Here is a 17,144-nt window from a genome sequence, read left to right as displayed (position 1 = left end):
AACAGGCGATCCGCGGCGTGCAGAGGGATTGCCGGCACGGCTGCCGCTTTGTGCGCGGGCTCCTGGATAAGATGGCAAATGGCCGCCCCTTGCGCTTTCCGCCCGGCTTTTAAAAAGCCAAAGGGGAGCCGGGCGTCAAAAAGACATGCCGGTGCATTCAAAAGACCGGGAACCTTTTGATGTTGAGTCAGGTTGTGCTGCTGATGTGCAGTTTAACGGGTGGCTCAGGTGGCGTCGTCGCCGTGCCACACCTTTACACTACTTAACCGGAGATGAATGGGTGTCGCTGGACATTTCCCATTTTTCATCGGAGCCTGCCGCCAGAAGAGGCAGTCCAGGCACGTTAAACGGGCAACTTAGGGGAGCGGCCATGAAGAATGTGGCCTGGACAGTTTCGAAAACAGGCCGTGGCAGCCGCCTGTATGTCCCATCAGGGACATAAGCCCGCCACGATTGAGTTCGAGATTTCTAAACACCTTCCGTCGCAGTTCTGCGATTTCTTCCGTTTCCCAAGTTATGCCGGGTGCCAGCCTGGCCTCTGACCCCCAAAAAGGGTCGGGGCTTTCAAAAAACACAGAAAAGCCAAGGAGTAAGGTTCATGACGCTTCGCTTCCTGTCCCTCGGCCTCGTGGGCGCGTTTGCGCTGGCGGGCTGCGCCGGTGCCACCTATGACAGCACGATCAAGGATCTGCAGCAGGCGCCGCGTTCCGGTTCTGCCTTCGACAACGCCCTGGCCGATGAATATCAGGGCCTCGCCGAGTTCGAAGGCTACAAGATGATGGACTACACCGATTCGATCTACTTCGCGCAGAAGGGCCTCTCTGCCGCTGCCGGCAAGACTCCGCTGCCGCAGCCGGTTTCCGAGCGTAACCTGACTGCCGATCATGTCGGTGAGCTGACCACCGCCCATGACACGCTGACCAAGGCCCTGGATGGCGGCGCCCGCGCTTCCATGCCGGCCAAGGCCGCCCGTGCCCAGGCAATGTATGACTGCTGGATCGAGCAGCAGGAAGAGAACTTCCAGAAGGACGATATCGCTGCCTGTAAGGGCAAGTTCGATCTCGCCATGAAGGACCTGAAGGTCGAGGCTCCGAAGCCCGTCGCCGCCGAGCCGCCGGCTCCGGCCCGCGTCCTGATTTTCTTTGAATTCGACAAGTACAACCTGCCGGAAGGCGCGTCACAGTTCCTTGATCGTGCGATGGAAGCCTATGGCCAGCGTCACCCGTCCACCGTTGACGTGACCGGTCACGCCGACCGTTCCGGTACCGACGCCTACAACATGAAGCTGTCCGAGAAGCGTGCCGATACTGTGTCCGCCGCCCTGCAGAAGCGCGGTGTGCCGGCCAGCACCATCAACGAGAGCTGGAAGGGTGAAAGCGAGCCGCTGGTTCAGACCCCCGACGGCGAGCGCAACATGTCCAACCGTCGTGTCGAAATCGTTATCCCCTGATTTCGGCAACGGTAATCCTGCCTGAGGGCGCTCGGCGGTAACGCCGTCCGCCCCGGCAGGAAGATCAAGACAGGAAAAAGGCCCGTGGCATCTGCCACGGGCCTTTTTCTTTCTGGTCATAAGCTCTTCACCGGGACGAGAGGTCAGGATCCGGTCCTGAAATCGCATACCGTTTGCCAGGCGATCTGCTGCAGGGTTGCGGCATCCGCCGGGGTCATGTCGCTGCCGGTCGCCGGCGCGCCGCCAAGCGGCGAGCGATTATAAAGCACGGCAAAGAAGACGCAGGCGGCAAGGTAGGTACCCGCAAGGGAAGGGTGCTTGCCATCGACAAAATAGAGATCGGGAGCGACAGCTGCTTGCTGTGCCCGCGCAAAGGCAAGGCCGACCGGTGCGACCGTGCCACCGGTTTTGCCGGCAATTTCCAGATAGGCTTCGGCAAGCCGGACGGTCTGGTCGGGAGCGTCCTTCGGTGCCCAGGTCATGAAGTAGAGAACCTGCGTGCCGGCTTGCTGCGCTGCTGCGGCCATTCGCCCGGCAGACTCTGTGAAATACTCCCGGCTTTCCGGCTTTTCATCGACCGGCTCGGTGGAGTTGCCCTGAAAAACGGCAACGTCCCAGGGGACCAGCCGGCTTTGAAGCGCCAGATTGGCCTCGTGCCAGCCCAGCAGGCCGCCCGAGATGGTCAGGCTGCGATACCGGTATCCGGCTGCCCCGTCCGGCAACAGGCCGGCGGCGAGGTCGCGCAGACGGGTGCTGATGCTGTTATTGTAGTGGGTATAGGAATTGCCATAGAGCGCGACGGACTTCGCCGTGCCTGCCAGAGGTGCACGCGGGCCGGAGGCGGTCATGTCATCTACCTGCTGCGGCAGTCAGGGCGCACCGGCGACGCTGCGGGCCCGGGCAACCATATCCATCGCCAGCGTCTCGCTGAGCCCGAGATAGTGCCGGGGATCGGACGCGGTACGCAGGGCTTCTTCCGACATCTCCGGCGGCAAGGCGCCCGAGGCGAGCAGCATATCAGCAAGGCCGCCGCCATCCGGCTGCCGGTGCGCGATGGCATGATGAACGACATCATGCGCCCGGGTACGGCCGATGAAGGGGGCGAGCGCCATCATCACATTTTCGGACGCCAGAAACTCCCCGGCCGGACCCAGATTGCGTTCCATCCGTGCCGGGTCCAGCTTCAACCCGTCCAGGAAGGCGGCAAGTTCGGCCAGCAGATCATGGGCGAGCGGGCAGGCCTGTTCGGCGAGCGCGGAGATCATCTGGTTGTTGGCTCCGTCGCCTTCAAAGGTCGGCTGCATCGCTTCCAGCGCCAGCGGCACCTGAGCGCGCAGCCGGGCGGCCAGGGAGAGCACCCGCACGACATTCTTCGGATTGACCTTGTGCGGCATGGTGCTTGAGCCCACCACCTCCTCACCAAGGGTTTCGGCAGCCTCGGAGAACTCGTCCGCCATCATCATGTAGAGATCGCGGGCAATCCTGGTGCAGGTCGCGCTGACAAGACCGAGCAGCAGGACATACTCCGCCGTGCCATCCAGCGCGGCGCGGGAGGGGACGGTGAAATGACCAAGGCCGAGCCGGGCGGCGAGGCGGCGGTTGAGCTCCGGCCCCAGCGCGCCGGCCGTGTGCATTGCGCCAACGGCGCCGCCCCATTGTGCGCAGAACACACGCGGCGCTGCCGCAGCCAATCGGTCGCGGTGGCGCAGCCATTCCTCGATCCAGCCGGCAATCTTGAAGCCGAAGGTAATGGGCAGTGCCTGCCGCATGTTGGTGCGGGCAACGGTAACGGTTGCCGCGTGCGCTTCGGCAAGGCTGGCGCAGGTCAGAAGGACGTCGTCAAACCGTGCCATGATCGCCGCATGCGCGCGTTGCATCAGCAGGGCAAGTGCTGTCTGCATTACATTCTGGGTCGTTGCGCCCCAGTGAACGTAACCGCCGGCATCGCCCCCGCACGCGGCGGAAAGGGCACGCACGAGCGAGACGACCGGAGCGCGGGTGCGGGCGATGTCTTCCGCAAGGGCAGTTTCATCCAGGACCTGGAAGCTCGCCTTGCGCCGGATCTCCGTCGCGGCATCTGCCGGGATCATGCCGAGTTCGGCCTGGGTTTCCGCCAGGGTCGCCTCAACCTCCAGCCAGGCTTCCCAGATCGATCGCCGCGAAAACAGGGCCGCCACGTCCGCGGCGGTTCGGGTGATGTCGGTTGCGGACATGGGTCAAAGCACCTGATCGAGGAAATAGCGCAGGCGCGGGCTTTCGGGGGCATCGAACATGCGGTCCGGCGAGCCCTGCTCGACAATCTTGCCCTGATCCATGAACACGACCTGGCCGGCGACCTCGCGGGCAAAACGCATTTCGTGGGTGACGACCAGCATGGTGATGCCGGAGCGGGCAAGGTCGCGCATCACCTCGAGAATGCCTTTTACCAGTTCCGGATCGAGCGCGGAGGTTGCCTCGTCGAACAGCATGACTTCCGGCTTCATGGCGAGCGCCCGGGCAATGGCGACACGTTGCTGCTGCCCGCCGGAGAGGGCAGAGGGGCGCCGGCGCTCGAAACCCTTGAGCCCGACGGCCTCAAGCTCCCTGAACGCAACAGCCTCGGCCTCGTCCCGCTTCATGCCATGCACCTTGCGCAGCGCCAGCGTGACATTGTCCATCACGCTCAGATGGCTGAAGAGATTGAAGTGCTGGAACACCATGCCGATTCTGGTGCGCAGCTTGTCGAGATCGACCTTGCTGTCGGTGATCTCGGTTCCATCGACGAAGATGGCGCCTTCCTGCGGGCGCTCCAGCAGGTTGGCACAGCGCAGCAGGGTTGATTTTCCCGATCCGGACGGGCCGATCAGGCAGGTAGTCATCGCCTTCGGCACGTCAAGCGTGATGCCGTCGAGCACCTTGTGCGTGCCGAAGAACTTGCCGACGGCGTCGAAGCGGATGCCGGCGTCCTTCCGAGGTGTCATTGCCTGTGCAGTCATCATCGGGCGCTCCTCGATCCCATGCGCATCCGCCGTTCCCAGGCATTCACGCCATAGGTCATGGGGACCGTCAGGGCGAGATAAAGAAGGCCGGCGGCGGTCAGTGGCGACAGGTTGGCGCTGTTGATCGCGGTATCTTGTGCAATCGAGAAGATTTCGCGCTGGCTGACCGTGAGGCCGAGCAGGAACACCAGCGAGGTACCCTTGATGACCAGGATGAACTGGCCGGTCAGCGGTGGCAGCACCCGGCGCACGCCCTGGGGCAGCATGATGTAGAAGAAGGCCTGGGCGCTGCTCATGCCGAGGGTGCGCGCCGCCTCGATCTGGCCCCGCTCGACGCTTTGCAGGCCGGCACGAAAGATCTCGGCCATGTAGGCGCCCTCGATCAGGCCGATGGCGAGCGCGGCATAGGAGTAGGTGTCGCGGCCGAAGATGGAGAGACCGGCAAGCGGCAAACCCTGGCCGATCAGGTAGATGGTAAGGATGTGCGGCAGCCCGCGCAGGATGTCGACATAGACACGGCAAGGAAACCGCACGAACACGGTAGAGGCCATCAGCCCGGTTGCGATCAGGAGGCCGAATGCCATCCCGATGAGGGAGGCAAGCACCGACAGGAGGATGGTGTTCGGCAGGCCGATGACAACAAGCGTCTCGAGCGAATGCCAGAGGATAACGGGATCGAAGAAGGTTTCCTGGATCCGCTCAAGGCCGATGGACATTGATGCTTACTTCTTCTCGGGGTGCGGCATGCCGGGATATTCGGTGTACATGTCGTCGGGAATTTCGACCGACGGCGGGTTCCACTTGGTCCACAGCTTCGTATAGGTGCCATCCTTCATCAGCTTGGTGATGGCGCCGTCGACGGCGGCAAGAAGCTGCGGGTTATCCTTGGAAACCGGGAAGGCGGCGATGCCGCTGGTCACCATCTGGGAGCCGGCAAGTTCTTCGTGCTGGTGGATCAGCTTGTCCGCCGTGGCAAGGCCGGTGAAAAGGCCATCAACCTGACCGGCCATCAGGGCATTGAGGCTGGCGGTAACGTTCGGGAATTCGCGGACACTGACATCCGGGGCAAGGCCGTTGATAAGCGGGATCAGTGCGCTGCCACGGGTGATGGCGACAGTCTTGCCGCCGGCCTGCTGAACCTTCTCGATCGCAGCGTCCTTGCGGCTGACGAGGCGGGCTTCGCCGTATCCGACAGGCTTGGTGAAATCGACCATCGCCTTGCGTTCGTCGGTCACCAGAACGCCGAAAGCGGCGGTGTCGTACTGCTGGTTCTTGACCGCCGGAACCATGCTTTCGAAGTTGGTGGAAACGAAGCTGACCTCAAGGCCCAGCTCCTTGCCGATATCCTGCATGAATTCGACGATGTAGCCGGCCGGCTTGCCGTCCTCGATGAAGGAGACCGGCTTGTCATCGGTGCGATAGGCGACGGTCAGCGTCTTGGGCACCACGGTCTGCAGGGCGCTGTCGGCCCGGGCGACCTGCGGAGCGCTGAGGGCGCCGGCCACAAGGCAGGACAGGATGGCGAGGCCGCGGCTGCGGCCTTTCAGAATGCTCGGCATGTCTCTCTCCCGTAATTTCTTTTCTGCTGCGGTGAAGCCGCGTGCTCCTTTCGTCATAGCCCGTTGGTCTTGATGACCAATTCAAATTTCAACCAATTATCATAAGCCATACTTATCAGAGAGTTTGCGGCACTCCTGCAGCAGCGCCCGCAGGGCCGGGGCTGTATCGCTGCGGCGATAGAGCAGTACCAGCTCGGTGGTGATGTCCTCGGCAAGGGGGCAGAAGGCGACGCCCGGCACGCCAAGCCGGTTTGCTGTCTCGGGTACCAGCGCAACGCCCATGCCGGCTTCGACCAGGAACAGCATGGTGGCGATCTGGGGAACGGTCTGGCCGACCTTCGGTTCGAAGCCTGCCGTGAGGCAGGCATTGTGGGTAAGCGCGCGCAGACCGCCGCTTGCCTGCCGCAGATACTGGATGAAGGGCCTGTCGGCAAAGTCGGCAAGGCTGCACGGGGCCATCTCCGCGCCCCGGCGGGGGCTGGCAACCGCCAGCACCATGCGCTCCCGCGCCAGCACGAGGCTGGCGATCTCCGGCCCGAGGCCGGGGAGTGGCGAACGCGCGAGACCAAAATCAAGCACATGTTCGCTGAGCTGGCGCACCTGATCGACGGCGGGGCGCTGGTCGAGATGCAGGGAAATGGCCGGCCGCACCTTTGCCATCGCCTGCACCAGATGGCTGAAGGCCGGGTGAAGCGCCGCCGAGCCGACGTACCCTGCCGTCAGCGTCCGGCTGCTCTGCCGGCCAATGGCCGAACCCATCTGCTCTGCGCGCCGTGCCTGGGCCAGGATCGCCTGCGCTTCGGGCAGGACCACGGTTCCGGTTTCGCTCAGCTCGACGCGCCGGCGCGACCGGTCGAACAGGGCTGAGCCCAGATGACCTTCCAGCGCCTGCACCAGTTGGCTGAGGGCTGGCTGGCTGATGCCAAGCTGCTCGGCGGCACGGCCGAAATGCTGTGTTTCTGCTGCAGCGACGAAAGCGTGCCAGTGCCTCAGCTCGATAGGCATGCCGGTGCGATCTCCCGAGAGGGGCGCCGTTCAGCCACAGCCGGGCGCCTTCTGATGTCCGTGCCTTTTAAAGGCACCGGAACGGCCGTTTCGTCAATGAAACGGGCAGATCCATCCACCTCGGCCAATAACCCTCCTGCTGCGACGGGCTCTGCCCGCTTGCCTGCTGCAAAAGGCAGGTCCATGCTGGCGGCATTATCCCATTGGCTACCGGATTTCCATGTATTCCGCCGTTACCCGCGCCATTCGTGTCGATGTCGAACCCATGTTCCTGGCCGATCAGTCGGCCCCGGATGAAGAGCGTTATGTCTGGGCCTACAAGGTGCGCATCGAAAACCAGGGTGCCGAAACGGTGCAGCTGGAAACCCGCCATTGGCGCATTACCGATGCCCACGGCATGACCCGTGAAGTGCGCGGGGAAGGTGTGGTCGGCGAGCAGCCGGTGCTGGGGCCGGGCGAGAGCTTCGAATATGCCTCCGGCACGCCGCTCGACACCCCCTCCGGCATCATGGTCGGCACCTATCAGATGGTGACCGGCGAGGGCGACCGCTTCGATGTTGATATCCCGGCCTTCTCGCTCGATAGCCCCTACGGGCGGCGGGTGCTGAACTGAAGCCGCGGGCGGGAGAGGCCAGATGAGTGGTTTCGACGCTCCAGGCGGGACGTCGGTGCCGGGCGCAATGCGCTCTGCCTATGATGCGCATATCGAAAACCTGGTGGCCGATGCCATCCGCTCGGCCGACAATTCCTGGTTTCGCGAGGATTATACCGAGCAGGCCACCAAGGTTATGCAGGTGCTCCGGCGCAAGGGTTTTCACCTCGTGCCGCAGAAACTCTCTGACCGGGCGGTGGAAAAGGCGGTCGAGGACATGCCCTACGGCCGGCTCAATCCGGCTGATTACGTGCGTCAGGTCTACAAGCTGATGATCGCCAAATCGCTGCGCTATTAGTGCCTGCGGCCCACCCGTTTCCTCAGATCTGCTGCTCCATGCTCTGCGCCGGGATTTCATCCGCCCGGTGAATGCGCACTACGGTGGCCGGAACGCCGGCCGCCGTGCAATGGGCAGGCACCGGCTTCAGCACCACGCTGCCGGCGGCAATTTTGCTGAAGGCGCCAACCTCGATGTTGCCGAGGACCTTGGCACCGGCGCCGATCATCACGCCGCGGCGGATCTTGGGGTGCCGGTCGCCGCACTCCTTGCCGGTACCGCCGAGGGTGACGTTTTGCAGGATGGAGACGTCATCTTCCACCACGGCCGTTTCACCGATGACGATGCCGGAGCCGTGGTCGAGCATGATGGCCCGGCCGATGCGGGCGGCCGGATGGATATCGGGCCCGAATACCAGTGAAGCGAGGTTGGAGAGCCAGAGCGCCAGTTCGCTGCGGCCCTGGTGCCAGAGCGCGTGGGCGATGCGATACGTCTGGAGCCCCTGGAAACCCTTGAGGTTGAGCAAGGCGTGCAGAAGGGTGGCGCAGGCGGGATCGCGGGCCCGGACTGCGCCGAGATCGGCTTCGACTGCGGGCAGAATGGCCTTCTCTTCGGCCAGCACACCTTCGATCAGTTCAAAAAGCGCCTGCGCATCCGCGCCAGCCACCGCAAGACGGGCCGCCAGTACGTGCGCCAGGATGGCCTTGCCGTCCGTGGGGCGGATTACCTGCGCGTCCAGAACAGAGCGCAGCACCGGCTCGCGCGCGGCGAGGTTTTCCGCTTCACGGCGCGCCGTCTCCCACAGCGAACCGGGCTGCGCCTGGTCGGGGATACGGGCAATGTTCAGCTTGCGGGAGGCTTCGGCCATTTGTTTCTCGTTGTTTATCGGCAGGAAGGCGGCAAGCCCGTCAGCATGACCGCAACAGAGAGTAACCGCCCTGCCCGGCATCCGTCCGTGAGGGAGTTAACCTCCGGGCTGTTCCCCGGGGGTGGCGATTGCCGTGCCTTCTTTTGTCGCTGGTTTCAAGCCGGGTAACAGGCCGAGTGCGCCGGCTTCGATAAAGGCAATGCCCGCCTTGCGCAGCGGCTCGACCAGATCGGGCCGGCTGTCATGCACAAGAATGTTCTCGTTCATCTCGGCGATCACGATGGGTGAGCGATAATCGGCCCCGTCCAGCATGCCAAGGCGTTTCATTTCGACATAGGCAGCGCTGGCGACAAAAAAGCCGTCGGCCCGGCCATGGCGCAGCATGGCTTCGCCCTGGGCGAGCGTGTCCACCCCGGTAACGGTGAGGCCGCTCAGGGAAACCTGGCTGGAAAGGGCGCTGTAGGTGCGCTGTACGGCGAAACGTTTGCCGGGAAAGTTCGCCAGAGAACTGAAGGGTGCGGTGATGTGGGGCGCTGCTAGCAGGACCAGGTTGAGCCCCGGTGTCGGCAGGTGAATGGCGATGATATGGCTGAAGCCGGCATAGGCTGTGGGCTGGCGGAAAAAATCGACATCGATTTCACCGTTCTCGACCATTTGCAGGGCGCGGGGGGCCGGGACCTCCCGCCAGTCCACGCACAGGCCTGCGCGCGCCATGATGTCGTCAGCTGCCCGGCGGATGGCGCTGGCAGCGGGAAAGTCCGTCCAGTGGGCAGCCTTGACGCAGCCGGGTACGGTTTCCGCCGCTGCGTCAGCCATTGCGGAGGCCGGAAAACTCGCGACAAGAGCGCCAAGCAGAAGAAGCGCTGCTGCCGGCTGGCGTAGCTTGCGGGTGAGGGGATGGGGCAACGGCAAGCCTCCCGGCTGCGGGCCGGATTCTGCGACCGGCCACGGAACTATCTTGGCCGGGACGCCGGCGCTTCGCTCTGCCGATATTGTTAAGCTTGGTATGGAAGGCGCTCGCCTTTCCCGCCTCACCGGCATGAGGGCCCCCTATTCGCCGGGCAGGGGATCGCCGACACGGTTACCGTGCGGCAGATCAAGCCAGCCATCGGCGATGACACTGCGCATGGCGGCGTCGATGCTCTTCACCAGATCGCGATGGCGGGCGTTCAGCACGATATGGGCCTCCATTCTCATCAAGGTCGCCGGCACAGGGCGGTTTTCGATGTCGAGGCCGGCCGTTCTATCCAGCCGCCAGTAGGTGTTGGCATCGGTCAGCATGCCGTCGGCATGGCCCTGCTGCACCATCTGGATCGCCTGCGAAATGTCGGGAACGCGCTGGATGGAAAACCCGCTCCTGCCGGGCAGCTCGTCCACTGACCGGTGACCGAGTAATGCCACGAGCTTGAGGCTGCGCAGGTCAGCGAGGGAGGTGACGGTGCCGGTAAAACCGGGTCCCAGCATCAGCACGATGTCGAAACCCGGTAACGGGGCCGGGACCACCACGACGTCATGCATGTCGGCGATGACCGGGTCGGTGCGCAGCATGTCGGCGTCGATCTGGCCGCTCTGGACGGCTTCGTAGGCTCGCGCCAGCGGCAGTGGCACCCATTCCACGCACAGGCCGGCCCGTTTGTAGGCTTCGGCAATGGGCGGCAGCATCCAGTCCAGGCCGGTGGTGCCGATCCAGTGCGCAACCTTGAGGCAGCCCGCCCGCGCGGGCAGGCAAAGCAGGGCGAGGATTGTGAAGGTTGCGGCACGCACTGCCGATCTTTTGCCGGAAGCCCGCCTCTCGCCGGTACGCCGCATCGCCCGTTACTCCAGCCGCCTGGCAGGCCATACCCGGTCAGGGTCGTTCTGCTGCCTACTCACATATGCGTATGATCCCTCTTCCGCCCAGGGGCAAGCAGTGTTGGTACCGGCTTGTTCAACTTGGAGGATCGCTGTCGTCGGTGGCAAAGGCGCCTTCTGCCAGGGCCTTTCTCACGGCGAGATCCAGAACGGGGACCAGTTCCGGCCGCGAGGCATGCACCACGACATGCGTCGGGGTGGGCATGACCATCAGCGGGGGGCGAAATTCCGCCGGGTCGATCTCGTGGTTACGCACCATCGAGCGATAGAGCCCGCGATCCATCAGCAATCCGTCCGCCCGGCGCATCAGCAGCATGCTGAAGCCCTGCTCCATCGTGGAGAAGTGCTCGAGATGGTAGCGCTGGATATAGGGAATCGTGTCGGCCATCTTGTAGGCAAGGGCCGTGATCAGCGTATAGGGCAGCATGTCGTTGAGGCCGCGCACCTCGATTGGCAGATCCTTGCGCACCACGAGGGCGACGCCGAATCCGGGAAGCCCGGTCGGCACGGCCAGCACATTCGTCATTTCATTGAGCTCGGGCTCTGGCCGCCACATGTCGATATCGACAAGGCCCTGCTGCACCATCACCCGCGCCCGGGCGGCCGGCACCTTGACCTCCTTGATGCAGAGGCCTGACTGCACCATGACCTTTTCTATGCCCCGGGCGCGCCAGTCATTTTCGACCAGCTCCTGCCAGCGGGCGAGGATGTAGCACGGGGCCGCCGTGGCGGCGGAAGCGGCCAGAAGCGCCGTGGCGGCCAGGGAAAGGGCAAGGACAAGGACAAGGGGCAGGCGAAGAGGCAGCACTTGCGTCCTCCGGGCAGGCCGGCGCCGGTGCCGGCCAACACAATCATCGCAACACCTTTGAGTGTAGTCCTGCGCCCCCGGCGCCCCGCGTCAAGTAAGGTTAAGATTGGTTTGCATACCGGCGAAAACGAAACGGGCCCGCCTGATGGCGGGCCCGTTCGTGTCTGTCCGGCAAGGGCGAAGCGATCAGCCGGTAAGCTTGTCGAGCTCGCGCACGATGCTGTCGCCCATGACCGTGGTGGAAACCTTGGCCATGCCCTTGGACATGATGTCGGCAGTGCGCAGGCCACCGGCCAGCACGTTCTGCACGGCGGTTTCGATCAGGTCGGCTTCCGCCATCATGTCGAAGCTGTAGCGCAGGCACATGGCAAAGCTCAGCAGCGTGGCGCAGGGGTTGGCAATGTCCTTGCCGGCGATGTCCGGCGCGGAGCCGTGCACCGGCTCATACATGGCCTTGCGCTTGCCGTCGGCATCCGCCGCCCCGAGCGAGGCGGAGGGCAGCATGCCGAGCGAGCCGGTGAGCATCGCCGCCTCGTCGGAGAGGATGTCGCCGAAGAGGTTATCGGTGACGATCACGTCGAACTGGTGCGGGTTACGCAGCAGCTGCATGGCGCAGTTGTCGGCATACATATGCTCGAGCGTCACGTCGGAGTAGCTGGCCTTGTGCAGGGCCGTCATCTCCCGGCGCCACAGCACGCCGGTTTCCATGACATTGGCCTTTTCGCAGGAATGCACCTTGCCCTTGCGCTTGCGCGCAAGTTCAAAGGCCACGCGGCCGACGCGCTCGATCTCGTAGGAGCTGTAGGCCTGGGTGTTCACGGCCTTGAAGCCGCCTTCCGGCAGCTCATGGATGCCGCGCGGCTCGCCGAAATAGACGCCGCCGGTCAGCTCGCGCACGATCATGATATCGAGGCCCTTCACGACCTCGGGCTTGAGCGTGGAAGCATCGACCAGCGCGTCGAACACCACGGCCGGACGCAGGTTGGCAAACAGGCCTAGTTCCTTGCGCAAACGCAGCAGGCCGGCTTCCGGGCGCTTTTCATAGGCAACGCCGTCCCACTTGGGGCCACCGACCGCGCCCAGCATCACCGCATCGGCGGCAAGGGCATCGGCCATCGTCTCGTCGCTCACCGGCACGCCATGCGCATCGATGGCGGCGCCACCGGCAAGGCCTTCACGCCAGTCGAAAGTCACATTACGGCGGCGGGCCAGCCATTCCACAACGCGACGCACCTGCGCCATAACCTCGGGGCCGATGCCGTCGCCCGGCAGGACCAAAAGCGTCTTCGCGGTCATCCGCTATCCTCAAATAACCAGCAACATGAAAAGGGTGGATGGGCTTTAGCACGTCCGCCCGCCATTTGCATGCGGCAAGCGCCCGCGCACCACTCCGGCCACCCGGTGATCCGTGGCTTTGGGCTTTAGGCCCTCTTGCCATTTGCGTCCAGAAAACTTTCCGGAAAGTGCGTGGATCGCCCGTTTGTGGCAAGAAGCATTCCCGGATGCGCAACTTTGGCGATGCGGGCGCAAGGCGCTGCGACGTTCCGCCAAACTCCCGCTTGACAGGCGCGGTTCTATGACTAGGTTGTGCGCCCGAAGCCGTCCTGCCCCTGCCCCGCAGGGATATGGATTGCCGCCGCGGAGAGGTGGCCGAGTGGTTGAAGGCGCACGCCTGGAAAGTGTGTATACGTGAAAACGTATCGCGGGTTCGAATCCCGCTCTCTCCGCCATCCTTACCCTGGGCTTCTCGCCGGGTAAGGGGACTGAAAAAGCCGCCCTTCAGGGCGGCTTTGTCGTATCTGCCCCTCGGCTTTCCGATGGAGCGGCCCCCCAAGCGCCGGTTGCCTGTGCCGGCTGCCGGTGCGTGGCAACAAAGGGCCTTTTGACCATGTCAAACGACGAAGACTTTATCTACGACGAAGCCACCGGCGAATGGAAACCGGCGAGCGAGGTTGCCGCGGGTGCTGCAACGGCCGGAGCGGTCGAGGTGCGCGACAGCGTGGGGAACCTGCTGGCCGATGGCGACAGCGTGACCCTGATCAAGGATCTGAAGGTCAAGGGCGCCAACCAGGTGCTGAAACGTGGCACGGTCATCCGCTCCATCCGCCTTACCGGCGATGAGCAGGAGATCGACTGCCGGCACGACACCATCAAGGGTCTGGTGCTGCGGGCCGAGTTTGTGAAGAAGGGCTGATCCGGCCCGCTGTCGCCCCCCGCCTCTGCCGGTGAGGTGTGCTTTGCGGGATACGGCAACGATCTTCTGCTTCGGGCGATCCCGGCAGCAATTTTGCCCGCTTCACGGCGACGATCGGCCGGCGCATATGCTGTGGAAACGCAATGCGATGAAAAGGCCGACGATATGAGCTCCGCTTTCCTTCTCTGGCTCGCCGGCGCGATGGTGGTGTTCCTCAGTGCGGCGACGGCATCGCGCGCCTACATCGCCAGCAGCAACATGCTGCTGCTGGCCTTGTCGCTTGTTCTTTATTGCGGCGGCAATCTGATGATGGTGCGGCTGATGCGCGAAGGCGGGCTTGGCCTTGCCATCTCCGTCTCGGCCATCGCCCAGCTCGTCATCATCAACATCATCGCGTTCCTGCTCTTCGGCGAAAAGCTCAGCAATCCGCAGCTGGCCGGTGTCGGCCTTGGCGTTATAGCCATGGTGCTGATGCTCTTTCCGCTGGGCGCAAGGAGCTGAAGTGCGAAGGAGGGGGCGGTATCGCCCCTCCTCTGTCTCCTATTCGGCCGGGTGAGGCATTGCGGCGCTACCGGCACCGGCGCGCCCGTTTTTCAACACAATCCAGCCGAACAGCAGCATGTCAGCGATCAGGAAAAGCGAGGTGATGGCGGCAATCGGTTCTCCGGCCATGTTGCCGGAATAAATAAGGCCGACGCCGATGGCGAGCAGGACAGAGGCGACGAACCAGACGATCACCTGAACCAGTGCCAGCCGGCTGCGATCGGCCACCGGATGAAGCCGGTAGAACACCCCCATAAGGAACAGCGACACCCAGCCGAGCAGGTTGAGATGGGCGTGCGCCGGCAGGGTGGAATGATCCTGCGACATCGACATGGCGATGCCCCATGCCATGCCGGCGATGCCGCAAAGAACGGCGAGCGGAAATGCGGTCGAAGATGCCTTCATATCGAGCCCCCAACGCTATGGTGTGCGGCCCGGTCGCGGACAGCTCGCGCAAGGCCGGTTTGTTGTCGACGGCCGGAAGAAGCGGGCGATCTCCCGCTGCTCAGGCCGCAGCAAAATAGCACCGGCAGCCTGCGGGAGTATTCATAATAAAGGAGGCGGGGTTGGCCTGGCTGGCCGCCGTCAGTGCCCGACCGTGCGGGAGAAGAGATTGATGACCAGCACGCCCGCCAGGATGAGCCCCATGCCGGCAAGCGCCGGCAGGTCCAGCGCCTGCTTCAGGAACACCCAGCCGATAAGGGCGATGAGCACGATGCCGGTGCCTGACCAGATGGCGTAGACCACGCCCACCGGGATGAAGCGCAGCGTCAGCGACAGCAGATAGAAGGAAACCCCGTAGCCTATGACGGTGATGACTGACGGCAGCGGCCGGGTGAATCCCTCCGACAGGCGCAGGCAGGTGGTCGCCACAACCTCCGAGCAGATGGCAAGGAAGAGCCACAGATAGGTGAGCGTCGGCATCGGGCGGGGTGTCTTTCGGGCGAAGGGGCTGAAGAAAGGCAGGACGAGAAGGGTCAGGCGAGGGCAACCACACGGCCGCCGGTTACGCGGCGCAGATCGTCAAAGCTGATGGCGAAGACACTGTTGGGATTGCCGGCGGCAGCCCACAGCTCACCCTTCCTCTCCAGATCGGCGTCGATGAAGGTAACGGGCGGGGTGAGGTGGCCGACGGGGGAGACGCCGCCGATGGCAAAGCCGCTGACATCGCGCACCCAGCGGGCATCGGCGCGCTCAATGGTCTCGCCAAGCGCAGCGGCCAGCTTCTCCACATCCACCCGGTTATCGCCGCTCACCAGCGCCAGCACGGGCCGAGCGGTATCCGAAGCCTTGAAGATCAGCGATTTGATGATCTGGCCGACGGTGCAGCCGATAGCGCTTGCCGCATCTTCGGCCGTGCGGGTGGAGGCCGGATATTCCTTGAGCCGGGGTTCGATGCCGGCGGCAGTGAGGGCCCCTGTCACCCGGTCGATGCTGCGGGCGGGAGCGGCCGGAGAGGGCATACTGGCAGTGTCGGGCGCGGAAGAGGGCGAGGCCGGCATGGTGTGGCTCTTCTCCTTGCGGTCATCAGTCCCCACATGCTTAATCTCGCGCGCAAAAGCCGTAAACCGGGAGTTGGGCACCGCCCCATGCAGGTAAGTTCTTATAGTGGAAGCGGGGCGCCGGCCGGGTTCCTGCTTCGGGCCGCCGCCTTCATCATCGACAATCTGGCGATCAGTGCGCTGGTGGGAATCGTCTCCCAGTTCACCGGCATTGCGCTGATGGACGGGGTACCGGTGGGCATGGATGGCGGGGAGCCGGTGTTTTTTCCGGTGCTCACGCCGGGTGGCTTCGCGCTCGTCTTCGTGATGGGCTGGCTTTATGCCGCGCTTCTGGAAAGTTCGGTGCTGCAGGCAACCGCCGGCAAGGTGATGCTGCGCTTGCTGGTGACGGACAATAATGGCCAGCGCATCAGCTTTGCCCGCGCGACGGCGCGTTATGTCGCCAAGATCACGCTTGGCCAGTTCCTCATCGTCGGATTCGTCACCGTGCTGTTGTCGCGTGAAAAACGCGCGCTCTACGACAGCGCTGCCGGCACGCGGGTGCTGCGGGGCCGGGTAGAGGCCGTCAGCGCCGATTGACCTTGCCGTCCGCTCGGTCTAGACCCACTCTCCATATGAATTGCGGGCCGCAATCCCGGCCTTTTTGAAATAAAGGTGCCGCAGGCGCCGGTGCACGAGTTCAAGGAGCCATAAGGGCAGATGGAAAAGTTTACGATCCTTACCGGCGTTGCCGCGCCGCTGCCGATGATCAACATCGACACCGACATGATCATCCCCAAGCAGTTCCTGAAGACCATCAAGCGCACCGGTCTCGGCAAGCATCTGTTCGACGAGATGCGCTACACCGCCGACGGCACCGAGATCGAGGATTTCGTGCTGAACCGCCCGGCCTACCGCAAGGCCAGCATTCTGGTGGCCGGCGACAATTTCGGCTGCGGCTCCAGCCGTGAGCATGCCCCGTGGGCGCTGATGGATTTCGGCATCCGCTGCGTCATCGCGCCGAGCTTTGCCGACATCTTCTATAATAACTGCTTCAACAACGGCATCCTGCCGATCCGTGTGTCGCAGGCCGATGTGGAGAAGCTGCTGGACGATGCCGGCCGCGGCGCCAATGCCACGCTGACCGTCGACCTTGAGAAGCAGACCATCCAGGGCCCGGATGGCGGCACACTCGCTTTCGAGATCGATCCGTTCCTCAAGCACCGCCTGCTGAACGGCCTCGACCAGGTGGGCCTTACCCTGCAGCATGCCGGCGATATCGATGGTTTTGAGACCGCCCGCGGCCAGAACGCCCCGTGGCTCAAGGCCGGCACCTCCGCCGCTGCCTGACCCGGGACAGGGGTTTTTAAGAGTATCCGGAAGGCGGCGGGCTCAACCCGCCGCCTTTTGCATGAGCTCGCTGATGGTGCCGGTCAGCAGGGCAAGGTCCTGCGGGCGGGACAGGCGGTGGTCGCCAC

22 protein-coding genes and 1 tRNA gene (1 of these 23 cut by a window edge) are annotated in these 17,144 nt (G+C 63.8%); 8 read left to right on the top strand and 15 right to left on the bottom strand.

Going from position 1 to position 17,144, the window contains the following annotated elements; translation table 11 throughout:
* Positions 1 to 598: 598 nt before the first annotated feature.
* Complete coding sequence (locus QTL98_RS19600; protein ID WP_445680140.1) at positions 599 to 1,450, top strand: OmpA family protein; 852 nt, start codon at positions 599 to 601, stop codon at positions 1,448 to 1,450.
* 143 nt (positions 1,451 to 1,593) lie between these two features.
* Here QTL98_RS19600 and QTL98_RS19595 read toward each other — a convergent pair whose 3' ends face one another.
* The 6 genes from QTL98_RS19595 to QTL98_RS19575 form a co-directional block, all read right to left on the bottom strand.
* On the bottom strand, positions 1,594 to 2,298 hold the full coding sequence (locus QTL98_RS19595; RefSeq protein ID WP_445680139.1) for an SGNH/GDSL hydrolase family protein: 705 nt from the start codon (positions 2,296 to 2,298) through the stop codon (positions 1,594 to 1,596).
* 21 nt (positions 2,299 to 2,319) lie between these two features.
* Positions 2,320 to 3,663, bottom strand: coding sequence for a lyase family protein (locus QTL98_RS19590; RefSeq protein ID WP_445680138.1), 1,344 nt, complete (start codon positions 3,661 to 3,663; stop codon positions 2,320 to 2,322).
* 3 nt (positions 3,664 to 3,666) lie between these two features.
* Positions 3,667 to 4,425 (bottom strand): amino acid ABC transporter ATP-binding protein, encoded by a 759-nt coding sequence (locus QTL98_RS23460; RefSeq protein WP_510637595.1) that lies wholly within the window; start codon positions 4,423 to 4,425, stop codon positions 3,667 to 3,669.
* Complete coding sequence (locus QTL98_RS23455; RefSeq protein WP_510637505.1) at positions 4,425 to 5,144, bottom strand: amino acid ABC transporter permease; 720 nt, start codon at positions 5,142 to 5,144, stop codon at positions 4,425 to 4,427. Before QTL98_RS23455 ends, QTL98_RS23460 begins: the two co-directional genes overlap by 1 nt.
* Before the next feature lie 6 nt (positions 5,145 to 5,150).
* Complete coding sequence (locus tag QTL98_RS19580; RefSeq protein WP_445680137.1) at positions 5,151 to 5,987, bottom strand: substrate-binding periplasmic protein; 837 nt, start codon at positions 5,985 to 5,987, stop codon at positions 5,151 to 5,153.
* 99 nt (positions 5,988 to 6,086) lie between these two features.
* A complete protein-coding gene (locus QTL98_RS19575) occupies positions 6,087 to 6,992 on the bottom strand; it encodes a LysR family transcriptional regulator (protein WP_445680136.1) in 906 nt (301 codons plus the stop codon).
* 220 nt (positions 6,993 to 7,212) lie between these two features.
* On the opposite strand from QTL98_RS19575, the gene apaG reads away from it, so the two are divergent.
* Positions 7,213 to 7,605: a Co2+/Mg2+ efflux facilitator ApaG/CorD gene (gene apaG / locus QTL98_RS19570; RefSeq protein WP_445680135.1), complete on the top strand. Its 393-nt coding sequence runs from the start codon at positions 7,213 to 7,215 to the stop codon at positions 7,603 to 7,605.
* Between the two features lie 22 nt (positions 7,606 to 7,627).
* Complete coding sequence (locus QTL98_RS19565; RefSeq protein ID WP_445680134.1) at positions 7,628 to 7,942, top strand: hypothetical protein; 315 nt, start codon at positions 7,628 to 7,630, stop codon at positions 7,940 to 7,942.
* Positions 7,943 to 7,964: 22 nt separating this feature from the next.
* Here QTL98_RS19565 and cysE read toward each other — a convergent pair whose 3' ends face one another.
* From cysE to leuB, 5 genes are all read right to left on the bottom strand, one after another.
* Complete coding sequence (gene cysE, locus QTL98_RS19560) at positions 7,965 to 8,789, bottom strand: serine O-acetyltransferase (RefSeq protein WP_445680133.1); 825 nt, start codon at positions 8,787 to 8,789, stop codon at positions 7,965 to 7,967.
* Between the two features lie 96 nt (positions 8,790 to 8,885).
* A complete protein-coding gene (locus tag QTL98_RS19555; protein WP_445680132.1) occupies positions 8,886 to 9,695 on the bottom strand; it encodes a transporter substrate-binding domain-containing protein in 810 nt (269 codons plus the stop codon).
* Between the two features lie 144 nt (positions 9,696 to 9,839).
* Positions 9,840 to 10,598 (bottom strand): substrate-binding periplasmic protein, encoded by a 759-nt coding sequence (locus QTL98_RS19550; RefSeq protein WP_445680131.1) that lies wholly within the window; start codon positions 10,596 to 10,598, stop codon positions 9,840 to 9,842.
* Between the two features lie 118 nt (positions 10,599 to 10,716).
* Positions 10,717 to 11,448 (bottom strand): transporter substrate-binding domain-containing protein, encoded by a 732-nt coding sequence (locus QTL98_RS19545; protein WP_445680130.1) that lies wholly within the window; start codon positions 11,446 to 11,448, stop codon positions 10,717 to 10,719.
* A gap of 186 nt (positions 11,449 to 11,634) precedes the next feature.
* Positions 11,635 to 12,744 (bottom strand): 3-isopropylmalate dehydrogenase, encoded by a 1,110-nt coding sequence (gene leuB / locus QTL98_RS19540; RefSeq protein WP_445680129.1) that lies wholly within the window; start codon positions 12,742 to 12,744, stop codon positions 11,635 to 11,637.
* Positions 12,745 to 13,088: 344 nt separating this feature from the next.
* Between leuB and QTL98_RS19535 the strand changes: the two genes are divergently transcribed.
* The 3 genes from QTL98_RS19535 (at position 13,089) to QTL98_RS19525 (ending at position 14,143) form a co-directional block, all read left to right on the top strand.
* Positions 13,089 to 13,178: transfer RNA gene (locus tag QTL98_RS19535), tRNA-Ser, on the top strand.
* Positions 13,179 to 13,336: 158 nt separating this feature from the next.
* Entirely contained in the window at positions 13,337 to 13,642 is a 306-nt protein-coding gene (locus tag QTL98_RS19530) for an alkylphosphonate utilization protein (RefSeq protein ID WP_445680128.1), read from the top strand.
* 165 nt (positions 13,643 to 13,807) lie between these two features.
* Positions 13,808 to 14,143 (top strand): hypothetical protein, encoded by a 336-nt coding sequence (locus QTL98_RS19525; RefSeq protein ID WP_445680127.1) that lies wholly within the window; start codon positions 13,808 to 13,810, stop codon positions 14,141 to 14,143.
* 39 nt (positions 14,144 to 14,182) lie between these two features.
* On the opposite strand, the gene QTL98_RS19520 is transcribed toward QTL98_RS19525, so the two are convergent.
* The 3 genes from QTL98_RS19520 to QTL98_RS19510 all read right to left on the bottom strand — a co-directional run bounded on the left by QTL98_RS19520 (position 14,183) and on the right by QTL98_RS19510 (position 15,687).
* Complete coding sequence (locus QTL98_RS19520) at positions 14,183 to 14,590, bottom strand: hypothetical protein (protein ID WP_445680126.1); 408 nt, start codon at positions 14,588 to 14,590, stop codon at positions 14,183 to 14,185.
* Between the two features lie 180 nt (positions 14,591 to 14,770).
* A complete protein-coding gene (locus tag QTL98_RS19515; protein ID WP_445680125.1) occupies positions 14,771 to 15,109 on the bottom strand; it encodes a DMT family transporter in 339 nt (112 codons plus the stop codon).
* Positions 15,110 to 15,162: 53 nt separating this feature from the next.
* The gene (locus QTL98_RS19510) at positions 15,163 to 15,687 is read right to left on the bottom strand and encodes a YbaK/EbsC family protein (protein ID WP_445680124.1); all 525 of its coding nucleotides are present in this window, start codon (positions 15,685 to 15,687) and stop codon (positions 15,163 to 15,165) included.
* Positions 15,688 to 15,774: 87 nt separating this feature from the next.
* On the opposite strand from QTL98_RS19510, the gene QTL98_RS19505 reads away from it, so the two are divergent.
* Positions 15,775 to 16,266 carry an RDD family protein gene (locus tag QTL98_RS19505; protein WP_445680123.1) on the top strand — a complete coding sequence of 164 codons (492 nt, stop codon included), beginning with the start codon at positions 15,775 to 15,777 and terminating at the stop codon, positions 16,264 to 16,266.
* A gap of 120 nt (positions 16,267 to 16,386) precedes the next feature.
* Complete coding sequence (leuD, locus tag QTL98_RS19500) at positions 16,387 to 17,016, top strand: 3-isopropylmalate dehydratase small subunit (protein WP_445680122.1); 630 nt, start codon at positions 16,387 to 16,389, stop codon at positions 17,014 to 17,016.
* Between the two features lie 42 nt (positions 17,017 to 17,058).
* Here leuD and QTL98_RS19495 read toward each other — a convergent pair whose 3' ends face one another.
* Positions 17,059 to 17,144, bottom strand: the 3' end of a protein-coding gene (locus tag QTL98_RS19495) for an alpha/beta hydrolase (RefSeq protein ID WP_445680121.1). It continues 685 nt past the right edge of the window; 86 of the gene's 771 nt are visible here — the last part of the coding sequence; its start codon lies off the right edge, out of view — the gene reads right to left on this strand; the stop codon is at positions 17,059 to 17,061.

It is taken from the genome of Radicibacter daui (assembly GCA_030657355.1).
In the GTDB taxonomy this organism is placed as follows: Bacteria; Pseudomonadota; Alphaproteobacteria; order Radicibacterales; family Radicibacteraceae; genus Radicibacter; species Radicibacter daui.
This window is presented reverse-complemented; position numbering and strand designations above follow the sequence as displayed.

What these genes read in the sequence shown, in the direction of transcription:
- QTL98_RS19580 (WP_445680137.1), bottom strand. Translation starts at nt 5,987, where the DNA reads ATGCCGAGCATTCTGAAAGGCCGCAGCCGCGGCCTCGCCATCCTGTCC.
- QTL98_RS19600 (WP_445680140.1), top strand. Translation starts at nt 599, where the DNA reads ATGACGCTTCGCTTCCTGTCCCTCGGCCTCGTGGGCGCGTTTGCGCTG.
- QTL98_RS19510 (WP_445680124.1), bottom strand. Translation starts at nt 15,687, where the DNA reads ATGCCGGCCTCGCCCTCTTCCGCGCCCGACACTGCCAGTATGCCCTCT.
- leuB (WP_445680129.1), bottom strand. Translation starts at nt 12,744, where the DNA reads ATGACCGCGAAGACGCTTTTGGTCCTGCCGGGCGACGGCATCGGCCCC.
- leuD (WP_445680122.1), top strand. Translation starts at nt 16,387, where the DNA reads ATGGAAAAGTTTACGATCCTTACCGGCGTTGCCGCGCCGCTGCCGATG.
- QTL98_RS19590 (WP_445680138.1), bottom strand. Translation starts at nt 3,663, where the DNA reads ATGTCCGCAACCGACATCACCCGAACCGCCGCGGACGTGGCGGCCCTG.
- QTL98_RS19550 (WP_445680131.1), bottom strand. Translation starts at nt 10,598, where the DNA reads ATGCGGCGTACCGGCGAGAGGCGGGCTTCCGGCAAAAGATCGGCAGTG.
- QTL98_RS23460 (WP_510637595.1), bottom strand. Translation starts at nt 4,425, where the DNA reads ATGACTGCACAGGCAATGACACCTCGGAAGGACGCCGGCATCCGCTTC.
- QTL98_RS19525 (WP_445680127.1), top strand. Translation starts at nt 13,808, where the DNA reads ATGAGCTCCGCTTTCCTTCTCTGGCTCGCCGGCGCGATGGTGGTGTTC.
- QTL98_RS19575 (WP_445680136.1), bottom strand. Translation starts at nt 6,992, where the DNA reads ATGCCTATCGAGCTGAGGCACTGGCACGCTTTCGTCGCTGCAGCAGAA.
- cysE (WP_445680133.1), bottom strand. Translation starts at nt 8,789, where the DNA reads ATGGCCGAAGCCTCCCGCAAGCTGAACATTGCCCGTATCCCCGACCAG.
- QTL98_RS19565 (WP_445680134.1), top strand. Translation starts at nt 7,628, where the DNA reads ATGAGTGGTTTCGACGCTCCAGGCGGGACGTCGGTGCCGGGCGCAATG.
- QTL98_RS19505 (WP_445680123.1), top strand. Translation starts at nt 15,775, where the DNA reads ATGCAGGTAAGTTCTTATAGTGGAAGCGGGGCGCCGGCCGGGTTCCTG.
- QTL98_RS23455 (WP_510637505.1), bottom strand. Translation starts at nt 5,144, where the DNA reads ATGTCCATCGGCCTTGAGCGGATCCAGGAAACCTTCTTCGATCCCGTT.
- apaG (WP_445680135.1), top strand. Translation starts at nt 7,213, where the DNA reads ATGTATTCCGCCGTTACCCGCGCCATTCGTGTCGATGTCGAACCCATG.
- QTL98_RS19595 (WP_445680139.1), bottom strand. Translation starts at nt 2,298, where the DNA reads ATGACCGCCTCCGGCCCGCGTGCACCTCTGGCAGGCACGGCGAAGTCC.
- QTL98_RS19520 (WP_445680126.1), bottom strand. Translation starts at nt 14,590, where the DNA reads ATGAAGGCATCTTCGACCGCATTTCCGCTCGCCGTTCTTTGCGGCATC.
- QTL98_RS19530 (WP_445680128.1), top strand. Translation starts at nt 13,337, where the DNA reads ATGTCAAACGACGAAGACTTTATCTACGACGAAGCCACCGGCGAATGG.
- QTL98_RS19515 (WP_445680125.1), bottom strand. Translation starts at nt 15,109, where the DNA reads ATGCCGACGCTCACCTATCTGTGGCTCTTCCTTGCCATCTGCTCGGAG.